Annotated in this window: 12 protein-coding genes; 11 read left to right on the top strand and 1 reads right to left on the bottom strand. The window is 35.7% G+C overall.

Annotated elements, in window-relative coordinates:
- The first annotated feature begins 25 nt into the window (after nt 1-25).
- Genes rimP through infB form a run of 3 tightly spaced genes read left to right on the top strand, consistent with a single transcriptional unit; the run spans nt 26 to nt 4,590 of the window.
- The gene (rimP, locus tag QBK95_RS07180; RefSeq protein WP_280932044.1) at nt 26-493 is read left to right on the top strand and encodes a ribosome assembly cofactor RimP; all 468 of its coding nucleotides are present in this window, start codon (nt 26-28) and stop codon (nt 491-493) included.
- Between the two features lie 12 nt (nt 494-505).
- A complete protein-coding gene (nusA, locus tag QBK95_RS07175; protein ID WP_280932042.1) occupies nt 506-1,738 on the top strand; it encodes a transcription termination factor NusA in 1,233 nt (410 codons plus the stop codon).
- 44 nt (nt 1,739-1,782) lie between these two features.
- The gene (infB, locus tag QBK95_RS07170) at nt 1,783-4,590 is read left to right on the top strand and encodes a translation initiation factor IF-2 (RefSeq protein ID WP_280932040.1); all 2,808 of its coding nucleotides are present in this window, start codon (nt 1,783-1,785) and stop codon (nt 4,588-4,590) included.
- A 76-nt stretch (nt 4,591-4,666) separates the two neighbouring features.
- Here infB and QBK95_RS07165 read toward each other — a convergent pair whose 3' ends face one another.
- Nucleotides 4,667-5,116, bottom strand: coding sequence for an SPOR domain-containing protein (locus QBK95_RS07165; protein ID WP_280932037.1), 450 nt, complete (start codon nt 5,114-5,116; stop codon nt 4,667-4,669).
- Nucleotides 5,117-5,339: 223 nt separating this feature from the next.
- Here QBK95_RS07165 and QBK95_RS07160 point away from each other — a divergent pair, with 223 nt between their 5' ends.
- From QBK95_RS07160 to QBK95_RS07125, 8 genes are read left to right on the top strand one after another with little or no spacing between them, the layout of a single operon-like run.
- On the top strand, nt 5,340-6,653 hold the full coding sequence (locus QBK95_RS07160; RefSeq protein WP_280932036.1) for a c-type cytochrome: 1,314 nt from the start codon (nt 5,340-5,342) through the stop codon (nt 6,651-6,653).
- Between the two features lie 55 nt (nt 6,654-6,708).
- The gene (locus QBK95_RS07155) at nt 6,709-9,819 is read left to right on the top strand and encodes a TAT-variant-translocated molybdopterin oxidoreductase (protein WP_280932034.1); all 3,111 of its coding nucleotides are present in this window, start codon (nt 6,709-6,711) and stop codon (nt 9,817-9,819) included.
- 35 nt (nt 9,820-9,854) lie between these two features.
- Nucleotides 9,855-11,585, top strand: a complete 1,731-nt coding sequence (locus tag QBK95_RS07150; protein WP_280932299.1) for a helix-hairpin-helix domain-containing protein — start codon at nt 9,855-9,857, stop codon at nt 11,583-11,585.
- Nucleotides 11,586-11,589: 4 nt separating this feature from the next.
- Nucleotides 11,590-12,129, top strand: a complete 540-nt coding sequence (locus QBK95_RS07145) for a DUF3341 domain-containing protein (RefSeq protein ID WP_280932031.1) — start codon at nt 11,590-11,592, stop codon at nt 12,127-12,129.
- A 5-nt stretch (nt 12,130-12,134) separates the two neighbouring features.
- Nucleotides 12,135-12,782: a c-type cytochrome gene (locus tag QBK95_RS07140; RefSeq protein ID WP_280932029.1), complete on the top strand. Its 648-nt coding sequence runs from the start codon at nt 12,135-12,137 to the stop codon at nt 12,780-12,782.
- A 39-nt stretch (nt 12,783-12,821) separates the two neighbouring features.
- On the top strand, nt 12,822-14,168 hold the full coding sequence (locus tag QBK95_RS07135; protein WP_280932026.1) for a quinol:cytochrome C oxidoreductase: 1,347 nt from the start codon (nt 12,822-12,824) through the stop codon (nt 14,166-14,168).
- A gap of 33 nt (nt 14,169-14,201) precedes the next feature.
- The gene (locus tag QBK95_RS07130; protein WP_280932025.1) at nt 14,202-15,278 is read left to right on the top strand and encodes a cytochrome c oxidase subunit II; all 1,077 of its coding nucleotides are present in this window, start codon (nt 14,202-14,204) and stop codon (nt 15,276-15,278) included.
- A gap of 52 nt (nt 15,279-15,330) precedes the next feature.
- Complete coding sequence (locus QBK95_RS07125; protein ID WP_280932023.1) at nt 15,331-17,151, top strand: cytochrome c oxidase subunit I; 1,821 nt, start codon at nt 15,331-15,333, stop codon at nt 17,149-17,151.
- Nucleotides 17,152-17,193: the final 42 nt, after the last annotated feature.

The following is a 17,193-nucleotide window of genomic DNA, read 5'->3' as shown; positions in this document are numbered from 1 at the left end:
AAAAGTCCCCTCTTTTTATCTACTTATGTTATTAAAAGATAGAGTTCAGAGTTTGTTAGAAAAGGCACTTGACGAGAGGCCTATGTTGTTTTTGATTGATCATAAAATACATTCGGATAATAGTATCGAAGTTATTATAGATGGTGATGAAGGTGTGACAGTAGAAGATTGTATTGCTGTAAGTAGAGCTATTGAGCATAATTTAGATCGCGAAGAAGAAGATTTTTCTTTACAAGTAATGTCTGCTGGTGTTTCTGAAGGTTTAATGCATCAACGTCAGTATAAGAAGAACTTGGGTAGAAAACTTAAGGTAAAAAAAGAAGATAATAATACTGTTGAAGGAGAATTAACTTCTGTGACCGATGAGAATATTACGTTGGTTTGGAAAGCTAGAGAGCCGAAGCCAGTAGGAAAAGGAAAAATAACAGTAACCAAAGAAGCTTGTATTGCTTATAATGAAATACAAGAAGCAAAAGTTATGATAACATTTTAATTATAGATTGATATGGAAAATATCGCATTAATTGAGTCATTTTCGGAATTTAAAGATGATAAGTTAATCGATCGTGTTACACTGATGGCGATCTTAGAAGATGTATTTAGAAATGCATTAAAAAAGAAATTTGGTAGTGATGATAATTTCGATATCATTATAAATCCTGATAAAGGGGATTTAGAGATTTGGAGAAACCGTATTGTTGTTGCAGATGGTGAAGTAGAAGATGGTAATCAGGAAATATCTCTTTCTGAAGCGCAGAAAATAGAACCTGATTTTGAAATAGGTGAAGATGTTTCTCAAGAGGTGAAATTAATAGATTTAGGAAGACGATCTATTTTGGCGTTACGTCAAAATTTGATTTCTAAAATCCACGAACACGATAATACTAACATCTATAAGCAATTTAAAGAATTAGAAGGAGAAATTTATACTGCGGAGGTTCATCATATTCGTCACAGAGCAATAATTTTATTAGACGATGAGGGGAATGAAATTATTTTGCCTAAGGATAGACAAATTCCTTCAGACTTTTTTAGAAAAGGCGAGAATGTGCGCGGAGTTATAGAGTCTGTAGAGTTAAAAGGTAATAAACCTGCTATTATAATGTCAAGAACATCGCCTTTATTCTTAGAGAAGTTATTCGAATCTGAGATACCAGAAGTTTTTGACGGTTTAATTACTGTGAAAAAAGTGGTTAGAATTCCAGGCGAAAAAGCAAAAGTAGCGGTAGATTCTTATGATGATAGAATTGATCCTGTTGGAGCTTGTGTAGGTATGAAGGGGTCTCGTATCCATGGTATTGTAAGAGAACTAGGTAATGAAAATATCGATGTAATTAATTACACAAATAACTTGCAGTTGTTTATTACCAGAGCGTTGAGTCCTGCTAAAGTAACTTCGATTAAGTTAAACGAGGATGGAGGACGTGCAGAAGTTATGTTAAAACCAGAAGAGGTCTCTAAGGCAATTGGAAGAGGTGGACATAATATACGATTGGCGGGTCAGTTAACTGGTTTTGAGATAGATGTGTTTAGAGAAGGTGTAGAAGAAGATGTAGAGTTATCTGAGTTTTCTGATGAAATCGATTCTTGGATTATAGAAGAGTTTGCTAAAATAGGATTAGATACAGCTAAAAGTATTTTAGAACAAGATATTAAAGACTTAGTAAAAAGAACAGATCTCGAAGAAGAGACTGTAGGTGAAGTTATTAGAATATTAAAATCAGAATTTGAAGATTAATAACTTCAATTAATTTATATTTGAGCATAAAATAATAGGCATTTATGGCTGAAGCAAAAACAATGAGATTAAATAAGGTATTACGTGAATTCAATATCTCACTAGATCGGGCTGTTGACTTTTTGAATTCAAAAGGTCATGAGATAGACTCGCGTCCTACCACAAAAATTTCTCCAGAGATCTATCAACTCTTGTTTGACGAGTTCCAAACAGATAAGAGTAAGAAAGTGGCTTCAAAAGAGGTTGGTGAGGAAAAAAGAAAGGAGAAAGAAGCGCTAAGAGTGCAGATTGAGACAGAGCAGGAGGAAAGACGTAAGCGTGCTGAAGCTCGTGAAGTTGTAAAAGCTAAAGCCCAATTGACTGGACCTAAACAAGTGGGTAAGATTGAATTGGATAAAAAAGAAGAAACTGCTGAACAGCCCGAAGAAAAAACAGCAGAAAAAGTAGCAGAAGAAGCTCCGAAAAAAGAAGAAGTAAAAAAGGAAGAGGTAAAGGAAAGGGAGCCGGAAGTTGTTTCAAACAGACCTGCTAAAAAAGGTATTAAAATAGCTAAAGTTGCTCCAATTGATTTGGAACAGAAAAAAGCTGAGAAACCAGCAGAACAGCCAACTTCAAAAAAGGAAACTCCAGCTGATCAAGATGCTGAGGTTCCTGCTGATCCTGTAAAGGTTGAAACACAGTATAAAAAATTGGATGGCCCAAATTTTACAGGTCAAAAAATTGATTTAACTAAGTTTCAAAAGCCACCAAAAAAGAAGGAAGAGAAATCTGATAAAACTTCTGGAGGAGATCCTAAAAAACGAAGAAAAAGAATAAGTAAAGATGGATCTGGTGGAGGAAAACCAGGTTCTGGTAATAGACAAGGAGGAAATCGTGGTCCTGGTAATAGAGGTCCAGGAAACAGAGGTCCAGGAAAAGGTAAAAGACCTGCTATCGTTAAGGAGGAGCCGAGTGAAGAAGAAGTACAAAAGCAGGTAAGAGAAACTCTTGAAAAGCTTCAAGGGAAATCTAATAAGTCAAAAGCTGCGAAGTATCGTAGAGATAAGCGTGATCAACACCGTCAAAAAGCGGAAGATGATGTGGCGCAACAGGAACAAGAAAGCAAAGTGCTTAAAGTAACAGAATTTGTTACAGTTTCTGAAGTAGCAACCATGATGGATGTTCCAACTACACAAGTAATATCTGCTTGTATGTCATTGGGTATAATGGTTACTATGAATCAGCGTTTGGACGCTGAAACACTTTCTATAGTTGCTGATGAATTTGGTTACGAGGTTGACTTTGTAACTTCGGATATAGAAGAAGCTATAGAAGAAATAGTAGATGCTCCAGAGGATCTTGTGTCTAGAGCTCCGATTGTTACGGTGATGGGACACGTAGATCATGGTAAAACATCGCTATTAGATAATATTAGAAAAGAAAATGTAATTGCAGGAGAAAGTGGTGGAATCACACAGCATATTGGTGCATATGGGGTTCAATTAGAAAATGGGCAAAAAATTGCATTTTTAGATACACCTGGTCACGAAGCATTTACAGCAATGCGTGCTCGTGGTGCTCAAGTAACGGATTTAGCAATTATCGTAATTGCAGCTGATGATGATGTGATGCCTCAGACTAAGGAGGCGATTAGCCATGCGCAAGCTGCAGGAGTGCCAATTGTTTTTGCTATTAATAAGGTAGATAGACCTGAAGCAAATCCTGAAAAGATAAAAGAGAAGTTAGCTTCTATGAATTTGCTAGTTGAAGATTGGGGTGGAAAAATCCAGTCCCATGATATTTCGGCAAAAACTGGATTAGGAGTTAAGGAATTGTTGGAAAAAGTATTGCTTGAAGCTGAGATTCTAGAGCTTAAGGCAAATCCAGATAGATTGGCAGCAGGTACTGTTGTAGAGGCGTTCTTAGATAAAGGACGTGGATATGTGTCAACTATTTTAGTTCAAACAGGAACACTTCGAGTTGGAGATTATGTCTTGGCAGGAAAGAATAGTGGAAAGATTAAGGCAATGCACGATGAAAGAGGTAATAATGTAAAAGAGGCTGGTCCTTCAATACCAGTATCTATATTAGGTCTGGATGGTGCGCCTCAAGCGGGAGATAAGTTTAGTGTCTTAGAAGATGAAAGAGAAGCGAAGGATATTGCATCTAAGCGTGCTCAATTGCATAGAGAACAATCTGTACGTACACAACGACATATTACACTGGATGAAATAGGACGTCGAATTGCACTTGGAGACTTTAAAGAATTGAATATTATTCTTAAAGGTGATGTGGATGGTTCTGTAGAAGCATTGACGGATTCCTTCCAGAAATTGTCTACTGAAGAAATTCATGTGAATATTATACATAAAGCCGTTGGTGCGATTACTGAGAGTGATGTGCTCTTAGCTTCAGCATCAGATGCTATTATTATTGGATTTAATGTAAGACCAGCTGGTAATGCTAGAATGGTTGCTGATAAGGAAGAAATTGATATCAGAACATATTCTATTATTTATGATGCGATCAATGATCTTAAAGATGCAATGGAAGGTATGCTTTCTCCAGTAATGAAGGAAGAGATTACTGGTACGGCTGAGATTAGAGAGACATTTAAAATATCTAAAGTTGGTACAATCGCTGGTTGTATGGTACAAACAGGTAAGATTATCCGCAACGCAGGAGTACGATTAATTCGTGAAGGTGTGGTTGTGTATACAGGAGAACTTGCTTCTTTAAAGAGATTTAAAGATGATGTAAAAGAAGTATCAAAAGGATATGACTGTGGATTGCAAGTTAAGAACTACAATGATATCAAAATAGGTGATGTAATTGAATCCTTCCAGGAAGTTGCTGTGAAGAAGAAATTATAACAACTTAAATAAATAGTAAAACAATAAAACCCGATAATTAAATTATCGGGTTTTGTTTTATTTGGTAAAAAGTAATTTACTTATTTTTCTGAGGTCCAAAAGCACCAGAGAACTCTGCTTTGATTTCTCTTAGAGCGCGATCTCTTTCTAGCTTAGTTCGATAATTACCAATCCATACCTTAAATTCTGGAGTTTCCCATTTGATTTCTGTATTCCATTGAGGAAACAAAGCTTCTGCTTTCTTTAAAACCTTTTGGGCTTCATTCATATTGCCATTATACAATTGAATTTTATAATTATCGCTAAACTCGCCATCTTTATCCATTTTGGTTTTAATGTCAAGTAGTTGTTGGATCTTTGGATCTTGACTAATTGAAACAGTAGGATCAGAAGGAGGAGCTATTTCTATGGTTGTAAAAACCGTTGGATTGTCAGAATTAGTAGAATCCTGTGCACTTATATAGCTTATTCCGGTAAAACAAAAACCTAATAGTAAAAGGTTGTTCATTGGGTTTAAAATTCTCATTACAAATAGATTTGATGCAAAGGTAAAGTTTAATAACTCAAAATCCTTTAAAAATATTATTTAGAATTATTATAAATTAGTACTTAACAGTTCGCTAACATTTCTAAAATCGACTTATTATAGTACTTTTGTCGTCGAATTAAAAGGACGTGGTTTTTACATCTTTTTTTATGAATAATGAAAAAACCGTACCAAAATTTAGACGATAATTCTACTTAATAATATGAAACAGGTGAAATACCGAAATTCAGCCTCAAAACTCCTACTCCTAGGAACTGTTTTTTTATTCTCTTTCATGAATCCAGTTTGTGCTCAGGAAGAAGCGACTTCAACTGAAGCCGTTGCTGAAGAATCTGCAGCAGGAGGAGATATAACAAAAGGAGAAGCTTTGTTTAAGTCACTTTGTGCAGCTTGTCATAAGCGTTACAAAAAAATGACTGGACCAGCATTGTTTGGAGTTACAGAAAAACACGATAGAGAATGGTTGTATTCTTGGATAAAGAATAGTGCTGCGATGATCGCTTCTGGTGATGCAGACGCTATTGCTATTTTTGAAGAGTACAATAAAACTGCAATGAATGCATTTCCGCAGTTAACAAACAAAGATATTGATGATATCTTAGCATATGTGTCCGTTCCTTATACGCCACCAACACCGCCACCTGGTTTGGAGAAAGCTTCTCAGACTGAAGGAGGAGTTTCAACAAACCTTATTTTAGCTGCCTTAGCATTAGTGTTTTTGATGCTGGTTGTTGTGTTGTTCTTAGTGAATAAAACACTTAGAAGTTTTGCAGAGGCTAATAATATTGAATTACCAGCATCTGAAGAAAGAACTCCAATTTGGAAGGCATTTGTTCAAAATCAATTTTTAGTATTGGTAGCAGCGATATTTTTATTGTTGTCTAGTGGTTACTTTGTGTATGGCTACTTTATGCAAGTAGGTGTTGATCAAGGGTATCAACCAATACAACCAATACATTTTTCTCATAAGATTCATGCTGGTGATAATAAGATAGAGTGTAAGTATTGTCACTCATCTGCGAGAGTAAGTAAGACTTCGGGAATCCCTTCACTTAATGTGTGTATGAACTGTCATAAATCAATTAGTGAAGTAGCTGATGCTACCGCTACTATTGATCATTCTAAGGATTTCTATGATAAAGAGATTAAGAAGTTGTACAAAGCAGCTGGATGGGATGAAGCTACACAAGCTTATACTGGAGATACTGAGCCTGTAAAATGGGTTCGTATTCATAATCTTCCGGATTTTGCATACTTTAATCATTCTCAGCACGTAACAGTTGCAGGTGTAGAGTGTCAGAAATGTCACGGACCTGTAGAGGAGATGGAGGTTGTGTATCAGCATGCGCCATTGACAATGGGATGGTGTATTAACTGTCACAGAGAAACAAACGTAAATGTTGCAGGCAATGAGTATTATGAAAAAATTCATGAAGAATTGTCTAAAAAATACGGTGTAGATAAATTGACCGCAGCTCAAATGGGCGGTCTAGAATGTGGTAAGTGCCACTATTAATATAAAAGTCAATCCAGTTTATCTGGAAATAGTAAGAAGCTAATATCAATTATATATGTCATCAAACAAGAAATACTGGAAAAGTGTTGAAGAGCTAAACGAAAATAGCTCTATTGTTGAGACGCTACAACAAAACGAATTCGTGCAGGAGATTCCTACCGATGAGTTTTTAGGAGATAAATCATCTCTGGAGAATTCTTCGACTACGCGTCGTGATTTTCTTAAATATGTAGGTTTTAGTACTGCAGCTGCTTCTTTAGCAGCTTGTGAAGGACCAGTTATAAAGTCAATACCATATGTAGTGCAACCAGATCGAATCGTTCCTGGTGTTGCTAATTATTATGCAACTACCATTGCCGATGGTTTTGATTTTGCAAGTGTGTTGATTAAAACAAGAGAAGGTCGTCCAATTAAGGTGGAAAATAATAACCTAGCTACTTCTAATGGTGAGGCAAATGCAAGGGTTCATGCGTCGGTTTTATCATTATATGATAATTCTAGATTACAAGGGCCTAAGAAAGGAGAAGAAGATATTACTTGGGAAACCTTGGATAAAGAAGTTTCTGCTAAGTTAAATGGACTTGGAGGTAAACAAATTGTGTTGTTAACTCAAACGTTTGCTAGTCCTTCTACCTCTCAGCTAGTATCAGAATTTAAAGCGAAATACGGTAATGTCTCTCATGTAGTGTATGATGCGGTTTCTTCAAGTGAAGCATTGGATGCTTATGAAGCGATGTATGGTGAAAGAGCGTTAGCGGATTATGACTTCTCTAAAGTAAATACTATAGTTAGTGTTGGTGCGGATTTCTTAGGAGATTGGCAAGGTGGAGGATACGATAGTGGATATGCAATCGGACGTGTTCCTAAAAATGGAAAAATGTCTAAGCATGTACAGTTCGAAGCAAATATGTCTTTATCTGGAGCAAATGCGGATAGAAGAGTTAAAGCTACGCCAACACAACAAAAACAAGTATTAGCAGCTTTATATGCATATGTAACAGGATCAGGTTCTAAAAGTACTTTAGAAGCAAATCTGGAAGCAGAAGTAGTAAAAGCGGCTAAGCATATACAAAAAGCTGGTAGTAATGCAGTTGTTGTTACTGGAATTCAGGATGTAGATGCGCAATTGTTAGTTTTAGCAATTAATAAAGCAATAAGTAGTAAAGCATTTAACGAAAGTACTCCTCGTAAAATCCGTCAAGGTAATACAAAGGCAGTTGCTCAGTTAATTAAAGATATGAATGCAGGTCGCGTAGGTGGCTTGTTAGTTGCTGGAGTTAATCCTGCATATTCTCTTGCTAATGCAGATGAGTTTAAATCTGGTTTAGAAAAAGTAGATGTTTCTGTTGCGTTTAGTATGCACAATGATGAAACTGCTGTAGGATGTGATTATGTAGCAACAACTCCTCATTATTTAGAATCTTGGGGTGATGTAGAATTGAAGAAAGGTAGCTATAGTTTAATGCAACCTACAATTCGCCCATTATTTGATACTCGTCAGTTTCAGGAAACATTGTTAAAATGGACAGGAAATACGGCTTCATATAATGATTACATTAAAAATGCGTGGACAGGAGTTCTTGGAGGAACATCTTGGAATCAGGCATTGCATGATGGAGTATTGGTGAAACCAGTGCTTGCTAAAGAATCTTTAGAGACTGCTATTGCTGCTCCAGAAGGAGATGCTGAAGTTGTTGAAACTCCTGCAGGTCCTAATGTTGGTGCTGCGGCAAGAAGATTGTCAATAGCAAAATCAAATGGATTAGAACTTACATTATATACTAAAACATCTTTAGGAGATGGGCAACAGGCTAATAACCCTTGGTTGCAAGAGATGCCTGATCCTATTACTAGAGCTTCTTGGGATAACTATCTAACCATTTCCAGAGCAGATGCTGAAGGACTTGAATTGATAAATGAAAATGTTGCTAATGGTGCCTTAAATGGAAGTTATGCTAAGGTTTCTGTTAATGGTGTTGATGTAGTTGCACCAATAATAATTCAACCAGGACAAGCTAAAGGTTCTGTTGGACTTGCTTTAGGATATGGTAAGAAAGCTGGCTTGAAAGAAGAGATGCAAGTAGGTGTTAATGCATATGCATTATACCAAAATCAAAATGCAGTTCAATCTGTAACGCTTGCAAAGGCCGAAGGTACTCATGAGTTCGCTTGTGTACAATTGCATAATACATTAATGGGTCGTGGTGATATTATCAAAGAAACGACACTAGAGATATTTAATACAAAAGATAAGAAAGAGTGGAATGCTGTTCCTCAAGTAAGTAAGGATCATATCGAATTCGAAGTGACTTCACCAGAAGTTGATCTTTGGGATGAGTTTGATCGTTCAATAGGGCATCATTTTAATCTTTCTATAGATCTTAACGCTTGTACTGGATGTGGTGCTTGTGTGATTGCTTGTCACGCAGAGAATAACGTTCCTGTAGTAGGTAAGTCTGAGATTCGTAGATCTCGCGATATGCACTGGTTGCGTATTGATCGTTATTACTCTTCAGAAGAAAGTTTTGAAGGTGATAACAATAAAAAAGACGCTATTGCTGGATTAGGAAGTTCATTATCTGAATTTGGTGAGATGGAAGTACCTTCTGATAGTCCAGAAGTAGCATTCCAGCCTGTTATGTGTCAACATTGTAATCATGCACCTTGTGAAACAGTTTGTCCTGTTGCGGCAACATCACATGGTAGACAAGGACAAAACCATATGGCGTATAACCGTTGTGTAGGTACAAGATATTGTGCAAATAACTGTCCATATAAAGTACGTAGATTCAACTGGTTCTTGTATAACGAAAATGATGAGTTCGATTACTATATGAATAATGATTTAGGTCGTATGGTATTGAATCCTGATGTTACTGTTCGTTCTAGAGGAGTTATGGAAAAATGTTCTATGTGTATCCAAATGACTCAAAAGACTATTTTAGATGCTAAAAGAGAAGGAAGAGCTATTAAAGATGGTGAATTCCAGACGGCTTGTTCTGCAGCCTGTTCTTCTGGCGCTATGATGTTTGGAGATATCAATGATAAGGACAGTGAAGTTGCTAAATTAAAAGAGGATAATCGTATGTATCACTTACTTGAACACGTAGGTACAAAACCAAATGTGATGTACCAAACTAAAGTAAGAAATACTACAGAAGCCTAATTAAACTAAATAAAGAATCAATTCAATTATAAAGGATTATGTCTCATTACGAAGCACCTATAAGAAAACCTTTAGTAACTGGCGATAAAACGTACCACGACGTAACAGTGGATGTAGCGGCACCAGTTGAAGGTAAAGCAAATAAATCTTGGTGGATTGTGTTTTCTATCGCGCTGTTTGCTTTCCTTTGGGGAATAGGTTGTATAATTTACACAGTTTCAACAGGTATAGGTACCTGGGGATTAAATAAAACAGTAGGATGGGCCTGGGATATTACCAACTTCGTTTGGTGGGTAGGTATAGGTCACGCAGGAACATTAATTTCGGCGGTACTATTATTATTCCGTCAGAAATGGAGAATGGCAATTAACAGATCTGCAGAAGCAATGACTATATTTTCAGTTATTCAGGCAGGTTTGTTCCCAATCATTCACATGGGACGTCCTTGGTTAGCATATTGGGTATTGCCTATCCCGAATCAATTTGGATCGCTATGGGTAAACTTTAATTCTCCGTTACTTTGGGATGTATTTGCAATCTCAACATATCTTTCGGTATCGTTAGTGTTCTGGTGGACTGGTTTATTACCTGATTTTGCAATGATCAGAGACCGTGCGATTACGCCTTTTAATAAAAAAATATATGGCATCCTTTCATTTGGATGGAGTGGTAGAGCAAAAGATTGGCAACGTTTTGAAGAAGTATCTTTAGTACTTGCTGGATTGGCAACACCATTAGTACTTTCTGTACATACAATTGTATCTTTTGACTTTGCTACCTCGGTTATTCCTGGATGGCATACTACAATCTTCCCTCCATATTTTGTTGCAGGAGCAATTTTCTCTGGATTTGCAATGGTAAATACGCTTCTTATTATTATGAGAAAAGTATCTAACCTAGAGAACTATATTACTATTCAGCATATCGAATTGATGAACATTGTAATTATGATTACAGGTTCAATAGTTGGTGTAGCATATATAACCGAACTATTCGTTGCATGGTATTCTGGAGTTGAGTACGAACAATATGCATTCTTAAACAGGGCTACAGGTCCTTATTGGTGGGCATATTGGGCGATGATGTCTTGTAATGTGTTCTCTCCACAATTTATGTGGTTCCCTAAGCTGAGAAGAAGTATAATGTTCTCATTTATAATATCGATTGTTGTAAATATTGGAATGTGGTTTGAGCGTTTTGTAATTATTGTAACATCATTACATAGAGATTATTTACCATCATCTTGGACAATGTTCTCTCCTACTTTTGTAGATATCGGAATATTTATTGGAACAATCGGGTTTTTCTTTGTGTTGTTCTTGCTATATGCTCGTACATTCCCAGTGATTGCACAGGCAGAAGTAAAAACTATTTTGAAATCATCTGGAGAGAAATATAAAAAACTGAGAGAAGCTGGTATAGATCATAGAGATGAATTACCAAAAGTAAAAGCTCAAGTTACTTCTGAAGAGACACCGTCTAAAGCACAAGCTAAGGAAGCAAGTCAGGAAGATATCAATAATTTATTAGGAAACTTAGGAACCTTTGATGCGGCTACGCAAACAGCAGATGATCTTAAGAAAGTAAACGGTATTGGTCCAGTAATGGAGAAAAAATTAAACGAAATCGGAATATTTACTTTTGATCAGGTAAGTAAGATGACCGAAACAGAGTACAATTTATTAGATAGTATTACAGGATCTTTCCCAGGAAGAGCACAACGCGACGATTGGGCAGGACAAGCTGAAAAATTAAAAAACAACTAGAAGTATGGCATCTAAAGTTATACATGCATTATATACAGATGATGATGTCCTAATGGACGCTGTTAAGCAGGTTCGTGCTGAACATTATCATATCGAAGAGGTATATACACCTTTTCCTGTTCACGGTCTTGATAAAGCAATGGGATTAGCTCCAACCAAGTTGGCAATCACAGCGTTTATGTACGGATGTGTTGGACTTACAGTAGCAATAACAATGATGAATTATATCATGATTGAAGATTGGCCTCAAAATATTGGTGGAAAGCCAAGTTTTAGCTATATCGAAAATATGCCCGCCTTTGTTCCAATTATGTTTGAACTTACTGTGTTTTTTGCTGCGCATTTAATGGTAATTACTTTTTATATGAGAAGTAAATTGTGGCCATTTAAAGAAGCTGAAAACCCTGATGTAAGAACTACCGATGATCACTTTTTAATGGAAGTAGATGCAGGTCATCATGATGTAGATGCAATGACCAATTTCTTGAGCAATACAGGTGCTGTAGAAATTAAAGTAATAGATAAGCAAGAAGATAACCATTAGTAATAATGAAGAATAGTATAAATATAATAGTAGCAGCAATAATGATGGTAAGTATTGTTTCTTGTAAAAAAGATTCAAAGCCTAATTATCAGTATATGCCTAATATGTATGAGCCAGTAGGATATGAAACTTACGGTAATTATAGTGTATTTCCTGGTGGTCAGGAAGCTATGTTACCTGTAGAAGGTTCGATTCCAAGAGGGTGGATGCCTTATGATTATGAGAATTCTACTGAAGGTTATCAATTAGCTAAAGATTCTTTAAAGAATTCAATACGCTATACTAAGGCAAATGAAGAATCAGGAAAAGCATTGTATGATATTTACTGTGCAATCTGTCACGGAGCCAAAGGTGATGGTAAAGGAACTTTAGTAGATAGAGAAAAAATTCTAGGTGTTCCTAGTTATGATGATATAGGTAGAGCTATTACAGAAGGTAGTATATATCATGTAATGTACTATGGTATAAACACTATGGGATCATATGCATCTCAGACTAGCGAGCATGAACGTTGGCAAATTGTACAATATGTTCAAAAATTAAAGGCTGACTTAGAAGGTAAGACGCCAAGAATTGATGCTGATGTAGTGCCTGTAAAAGTTGAGGAAACTGCTCACGAAACAACTGAGGAAAATCACAGTAACGCACACTAGTGCATTAATAAAAGTTAAGAATAACGATATTATATAAATATGTATACGCTATCAAGTAAATTAAGATTATTTTCTATCATCCTGGTGGTTATAGGTGCGTTAGGTCTTACCTACGGCTTTTTGTCTGCTCCTAGCACTATTGAAGATGTAAAAAAAGAGATGGCAGCCCACGATGCTCACGGAGGAGGACATGGTGATGCAACAGCAACTAGTGGTGATCATGCTGATGAAAGTCATGGTACGGAAACTCATGGTAAGGAAGATGCACATGGTGGAGACGAACATTATGAGCATTTACTACATCAAAAGCAGAATAAACCTTGGGCGGCATTATATATTGCAGCATTTTTCTTCTTTATGATATCGCTTGGTGTATTAGCATTTTATGCAATACAATTTGCAGCGCAAGCTGGTTGGTCTCCAGTATTATTTAGAGTGATGGAGGCAATTACTGCATATTTGGTTCCTGGAGGAATTATATTGTTTGTAATCCTTGCATTATCGGGATTTCATATTAATCATTTATTTGTTTGGGCAGATCCAGAAGTAGTAGCTCATGATAAATTGATTCAAGGTAAATCTGGCTGGCTAAACGGAACAGGATTTATTATCAGAGCTGCGATTTTCCTTGGAGGATGGTTGCTATATCGTCATTTTGCGGTAAAGTATTCTAGAAAACAAGACGAAGATCCAACAGGTAATAGATGGTATAAGAAAAGTTTTAAGATTTCCGCTGGATTTTTAGTGTTCTTTATTTATACTGAATCTATGGCATCTTGGGATTGGATTATGAGTTTTGACCCACATTGGTTTAGTACGTTATTTGGGTGGTATGTGTTTGCAAGTTTATTTGTTTCAGGAATTACTACAATTGCATTGATCACAATTTACCTTAAGTCAAAAGGATATATGGAATTTGTGAATGACAGCCATATTCATGATTTAGCTAAGTTTATGTTCGGTATTAGTATATTTTGGACATACCTTTGGTTCTCGCAATTTATGTTAATCTGGTATTCTAATATACCTGAAGAAGTAACATATTTCATAACACGTATAGACGATTATAAATTACCTTTCTTTGGTATGGTTGCAATGAATTTTATCTTCCCATTATTGGTGTTGATGAATAGTGATTACAAGCGTATAAACTGGTTTGTAGTTATGGCAGGTGTAATAATATTATGCGGACATTATATTGATGTATTCAATATGGTGATGCCAGCTACTGTAGGAGAATCTTGGTTTATTGGTGTTTCTGAAATAAGTGCAGTGTTATTGTTCTTAGGGATATTCTTATTTGTAGTGTTTAAAGCACTAACTAAAGCACCATTATTAGCTAAGGGTAATCCTTATATCGAGGAAAGTAAACATTTCCATTATTAAAAATTAGATCGTAAAAAAGAAGATAGATAAAAGATGACTGTATTCTTAACCATAGTAGTTTTAGCACTTATTGGAATCTCCCTTTGGCAGATGACAAAAATATTGAAATTATCTCAAGCTAAAGATGCTGATAATTCTCAAGTAGCTAACGACAAGGATAATAACTTACAAGGTAAGTTGATGCTTGCTTTTGTAATATTTATTTACCTCTTAACTATATATTGTTTTGTGCAATATAATAGCTTTTTCCTTCCAGAATCTGCTTCAGAACATGGAGTAGAATATGATAGATTGATGTTAATTTCTATGGTATTGATCATGTTTGTACAGATCATAACTCAAGGATTATTACATTACTTTTCGTATAAATACAGAGGGAATAAGAATAATAAGGCACTGTTTTTTGCAGATAATGATAAGTTAGAATTTATCTGGACAATTATTCCTGTTATTGTTTTAGCTGGATTAATAATCTATGGTTTATTTACTTGGACCGATATAATGAATATCGATGAGGAAGAAGGAGATCCTCTTATTATTGAATTATATGCATACCAATTTGATTGGAGAGCTAGATATGCTGGAGAAGATAATGAATTAGGTAAAGCGAATGTTCGTTTTATAGAAGGAGTTAATACTTTAGGTATTGATGCTTCTGATACATATGGAATGGATGATAAAATAACAAATGAATTGCATTTACCAGTGAATAGAAAGGTAATCTTTAAAATGCGTTCACAAGATGTTTTACATTCTGCATATATGCCTTTTTTTAGAGCACAAATGAATGTTGTACCAGGTATGATTACCGAATTTTCATATACTCCTACTATGACTTCAGAAGAGATGAAGAATAGCGAGTTTATGGTAGAGAAGGTTGCAACAATCAATAAGATCAGAAAAGAAAAAAGTAAGAAACTTGTTGCAGCAGGAGAAGAAGGACTGGAAACATATGAATTTGAGTACTACTTATTGTGTAATAAAATTTGTGGAACTTCACATTACAATATGCAAATGAAAATTGTAGTGGAGTCTGAAGAAGATTATGAGGCTTGGTTAAAAACGCAACAAACGTTCAAAGAACAATTATCTGCACAAGCAAGTAATTAAGGAGAATAGAAAGAAAAATTAATATAATATATTTTATTAAAAGAATAACTGTATGTCAGCAATAGCACACGTAGATGGTCACGAAGAAGATCACGATCACGGACATCATCATAAAGAGATATTTATCACTAAATATATTTTTAGTCAGGATCATAAAATGATCTCTAAGCAGTATTTAATTACTGGTTTGATTATGGGTATTATTGGTATTGCGATGTCTATATTGTTTAGAATGCAATTAGCATGGCCTGATCATAAATTCACCATTTTCGAAGTATTATTAGGTAAATTTGGAGAAGATGGAGTGATGGATCCAGGAATGTACTTAGCATTAGTAACGATCCACGGTACGATTATGGTATTCTTTGTATTAACAGCAGGTCTGAGTGGTACATTTAGTAACCTTTTAATTCCGCTGCAGATTGGAGCTAGAGATATGGCTTCTGGATTTTTAAATATGATTTCCTACTGGTTGTTTTTCTTGAGTAGTGTGATCATGGTATTGTCTCTTTTTGCTGAGGCTGGACCTGCATCTGCTGGTTGGACAATTTACCCTCCGTTGAGTGCACTTCCGCAGGCTATTGGAGGTTCTGGAACAGGAATGACATTATGGTTAGTGTCTATGGCTATTTTCATCGCATCTTCATTATTAGGATCTTTGAATTATGTAGTTACGGTAATTAATCTACGTACCAAAGGTATGTCAATGACACGTATGCCATTAACTATATGGGCTTTCTTTGTAACAGCTATTATTGGTATTGTTTCTTTCCCAGTATTATTATCAGCAGCATTATTGTTGATTATGGATAGAGGGTTTGGAACTTCATTCTACTTAAGTGATATATATATAGCAGGAGAGGTACTTCATAATCAAGGAGGATCACCAGTACTTTTTGAACACTTATTTTGGTTCTTAGGTCACCCTGAAGTTTACATTGTATTACTACCAGCATTAGGGATAACTTCAGAAATTATTGCAACAAATGCACGTAAACCAATATTTGGATATAGAGCGATGGTGGCTTCGATTCTAGCTATTGCATTTTTATCTACAATCGTTTGGGGGCATCACATGTTCATCTCTGGTATGAATCCATTCTTAGGTTCTGTATTTACATTTACAACGCTATTAATTGCAATACCATCTGCGGTAAAAGCATTTAACTATATAACAACACTATGGAAAGGTAATTTACAGCTCAATCCAGCGATGTTGTTTTCAATTGGATTAGTGTCTACTTTTATTACAGGAGGTCTTACTGGAATTATCCTTGGAGATAGTACTTTAGATATTAATGTACATGATACATACTTTGTAGTAGCGCATTTCCACTTGGTAATGGGTATTTCTGCCTTGTATGGTTTATTTGCAGGAGTGTATCATTGGTTCCCTAAGATGTACGGGAAAATGATGAATAAAAATCTAGGATATGTACACTTTTGGGTAACAGCAATAGGTGCTTATGGAGTATTCTTCCCGATGCACTTTATTGGTATGGCTGGATTACCTCGTCGTTATTATACAAATAGTAATTTCCCATATTTTGATGATTTAGCAGATACTAATGTGTTAATTACAGTCTTTGCATTAATTACAGCTGCAGGTCAATTAGTATTCTTGTACAATTTTATAAGCTCTATTTTCTATGGAAAGAAAGCAGTGCAGAATCCTTGGAAATCAAATACTATGGAATGGACAACTCCTGTAGAGCATATGCACGGGAACTGGCCAGGAGATATACCTCACGTATACAGATGGCCTTATGATTATAGTAAGACAAATGAAAACGGAGAGTATGTGATTGCTGGACAAGATTATGTGTCGCAAATCACACCATTGCAAGACGGAGAAGAAGAAATGCATCATTAACGGCATTTTTTGATTAAAATATATAAAGCCTTTTCATTTTTA

It is taken from the genome of Aquimarina mycalae (genome assembly GCF_029906345.1).
GTDB lineage: Bacteria > Bacteroidota > Bacteroidia > Flavobacteriales > Flavobacteriaceae > Aquimarina.
Note: the sequence above shows the minus strand (reverse complement) of the source record. Positions and strands in the feature narration are given on the sequence as shown.

What these genes read in the sequence shown, in the direction of transcription:
- rimP (WP_280932044.1), top strand. Translation starts at nt 26, where the DNA reads ATGTTATTAAAAGATAGAGTTCAGAGTTTGTTAGAAAAGGCACTTGAC.
- nusA (WP_280932042.1), top strand. Translation starts at nt 506, where the DNA reads ATGGAAAATATCGCATTAATTGAGTCATTTTCGGAATTTAAAGATGAT.
- infB (WP_280932040.1), top strand. Translation starts at nt 1,783, where the DNA reads ATGGCTGAAGCAAAAACAATGAGATTAAATAAGGTATTACGTGAATTC.
- QBK95_RS07165 (WP_280932037.1), bottom strand. Translation starts at nt 5,116, where the DNA reads ATGAGAATTTTAAACCCAATGAACAACCTTTTACTATTAGGTTTTTGT.
- QBK95_RS07160 (WP_280932036.1), top strand. Translation starts at nt 5,340, where the DNA reads ATGAAACAGGTGAAATACCGAAATTCAGCCTCAAAACTCCTACTCCTA.
- QBK95_RS07155 (WP_280932034.1), top strand. Translation starts at nt 6,709, where the DNA reads ATGTCATCAAACAAGAAATACTGGAAAAGTGTTGAAGAGCTAAACGAA.
- QBK95_RS07145 (WP_280932031.1), top strand. Translation starts at nt 11,590, where the DNA reads ATGGCATCTAAAGTTATACATGCATTATATACAGATGATGATGTCCTA.
- QBK95_RS07140 (WP_280932029.1), top strand. Translation starts at nt 12,135, where the DNA reads ATGAAGAATAGTATAAATATAATAGTAGCAGCAATAATGATGGTAAGT.
- QBK95_RS07135 (WP_280932026.1), top strand. Translation starts at nt 12,822, where the DNA reads ATGTATACGCTATCAAGTAAATTAAGATTATTTTCTATCATCCTGGTG.
- QBK95_RS07130 (WP_280932025.1), top strand. Translation starts at nt 14,202, where the DNA reads ATGACTGTATTCTTAACCATAGTAGTTTTAGCACTTATTGGAATCTCC.
- QBK95_RS07125 (WP_280932023.1), top strand. Translation starts at nt 15,331, where the DNA reads ATGTCAGCAATAGCACACGTAGATGGTCACGAAGAAGATCACGATCAC.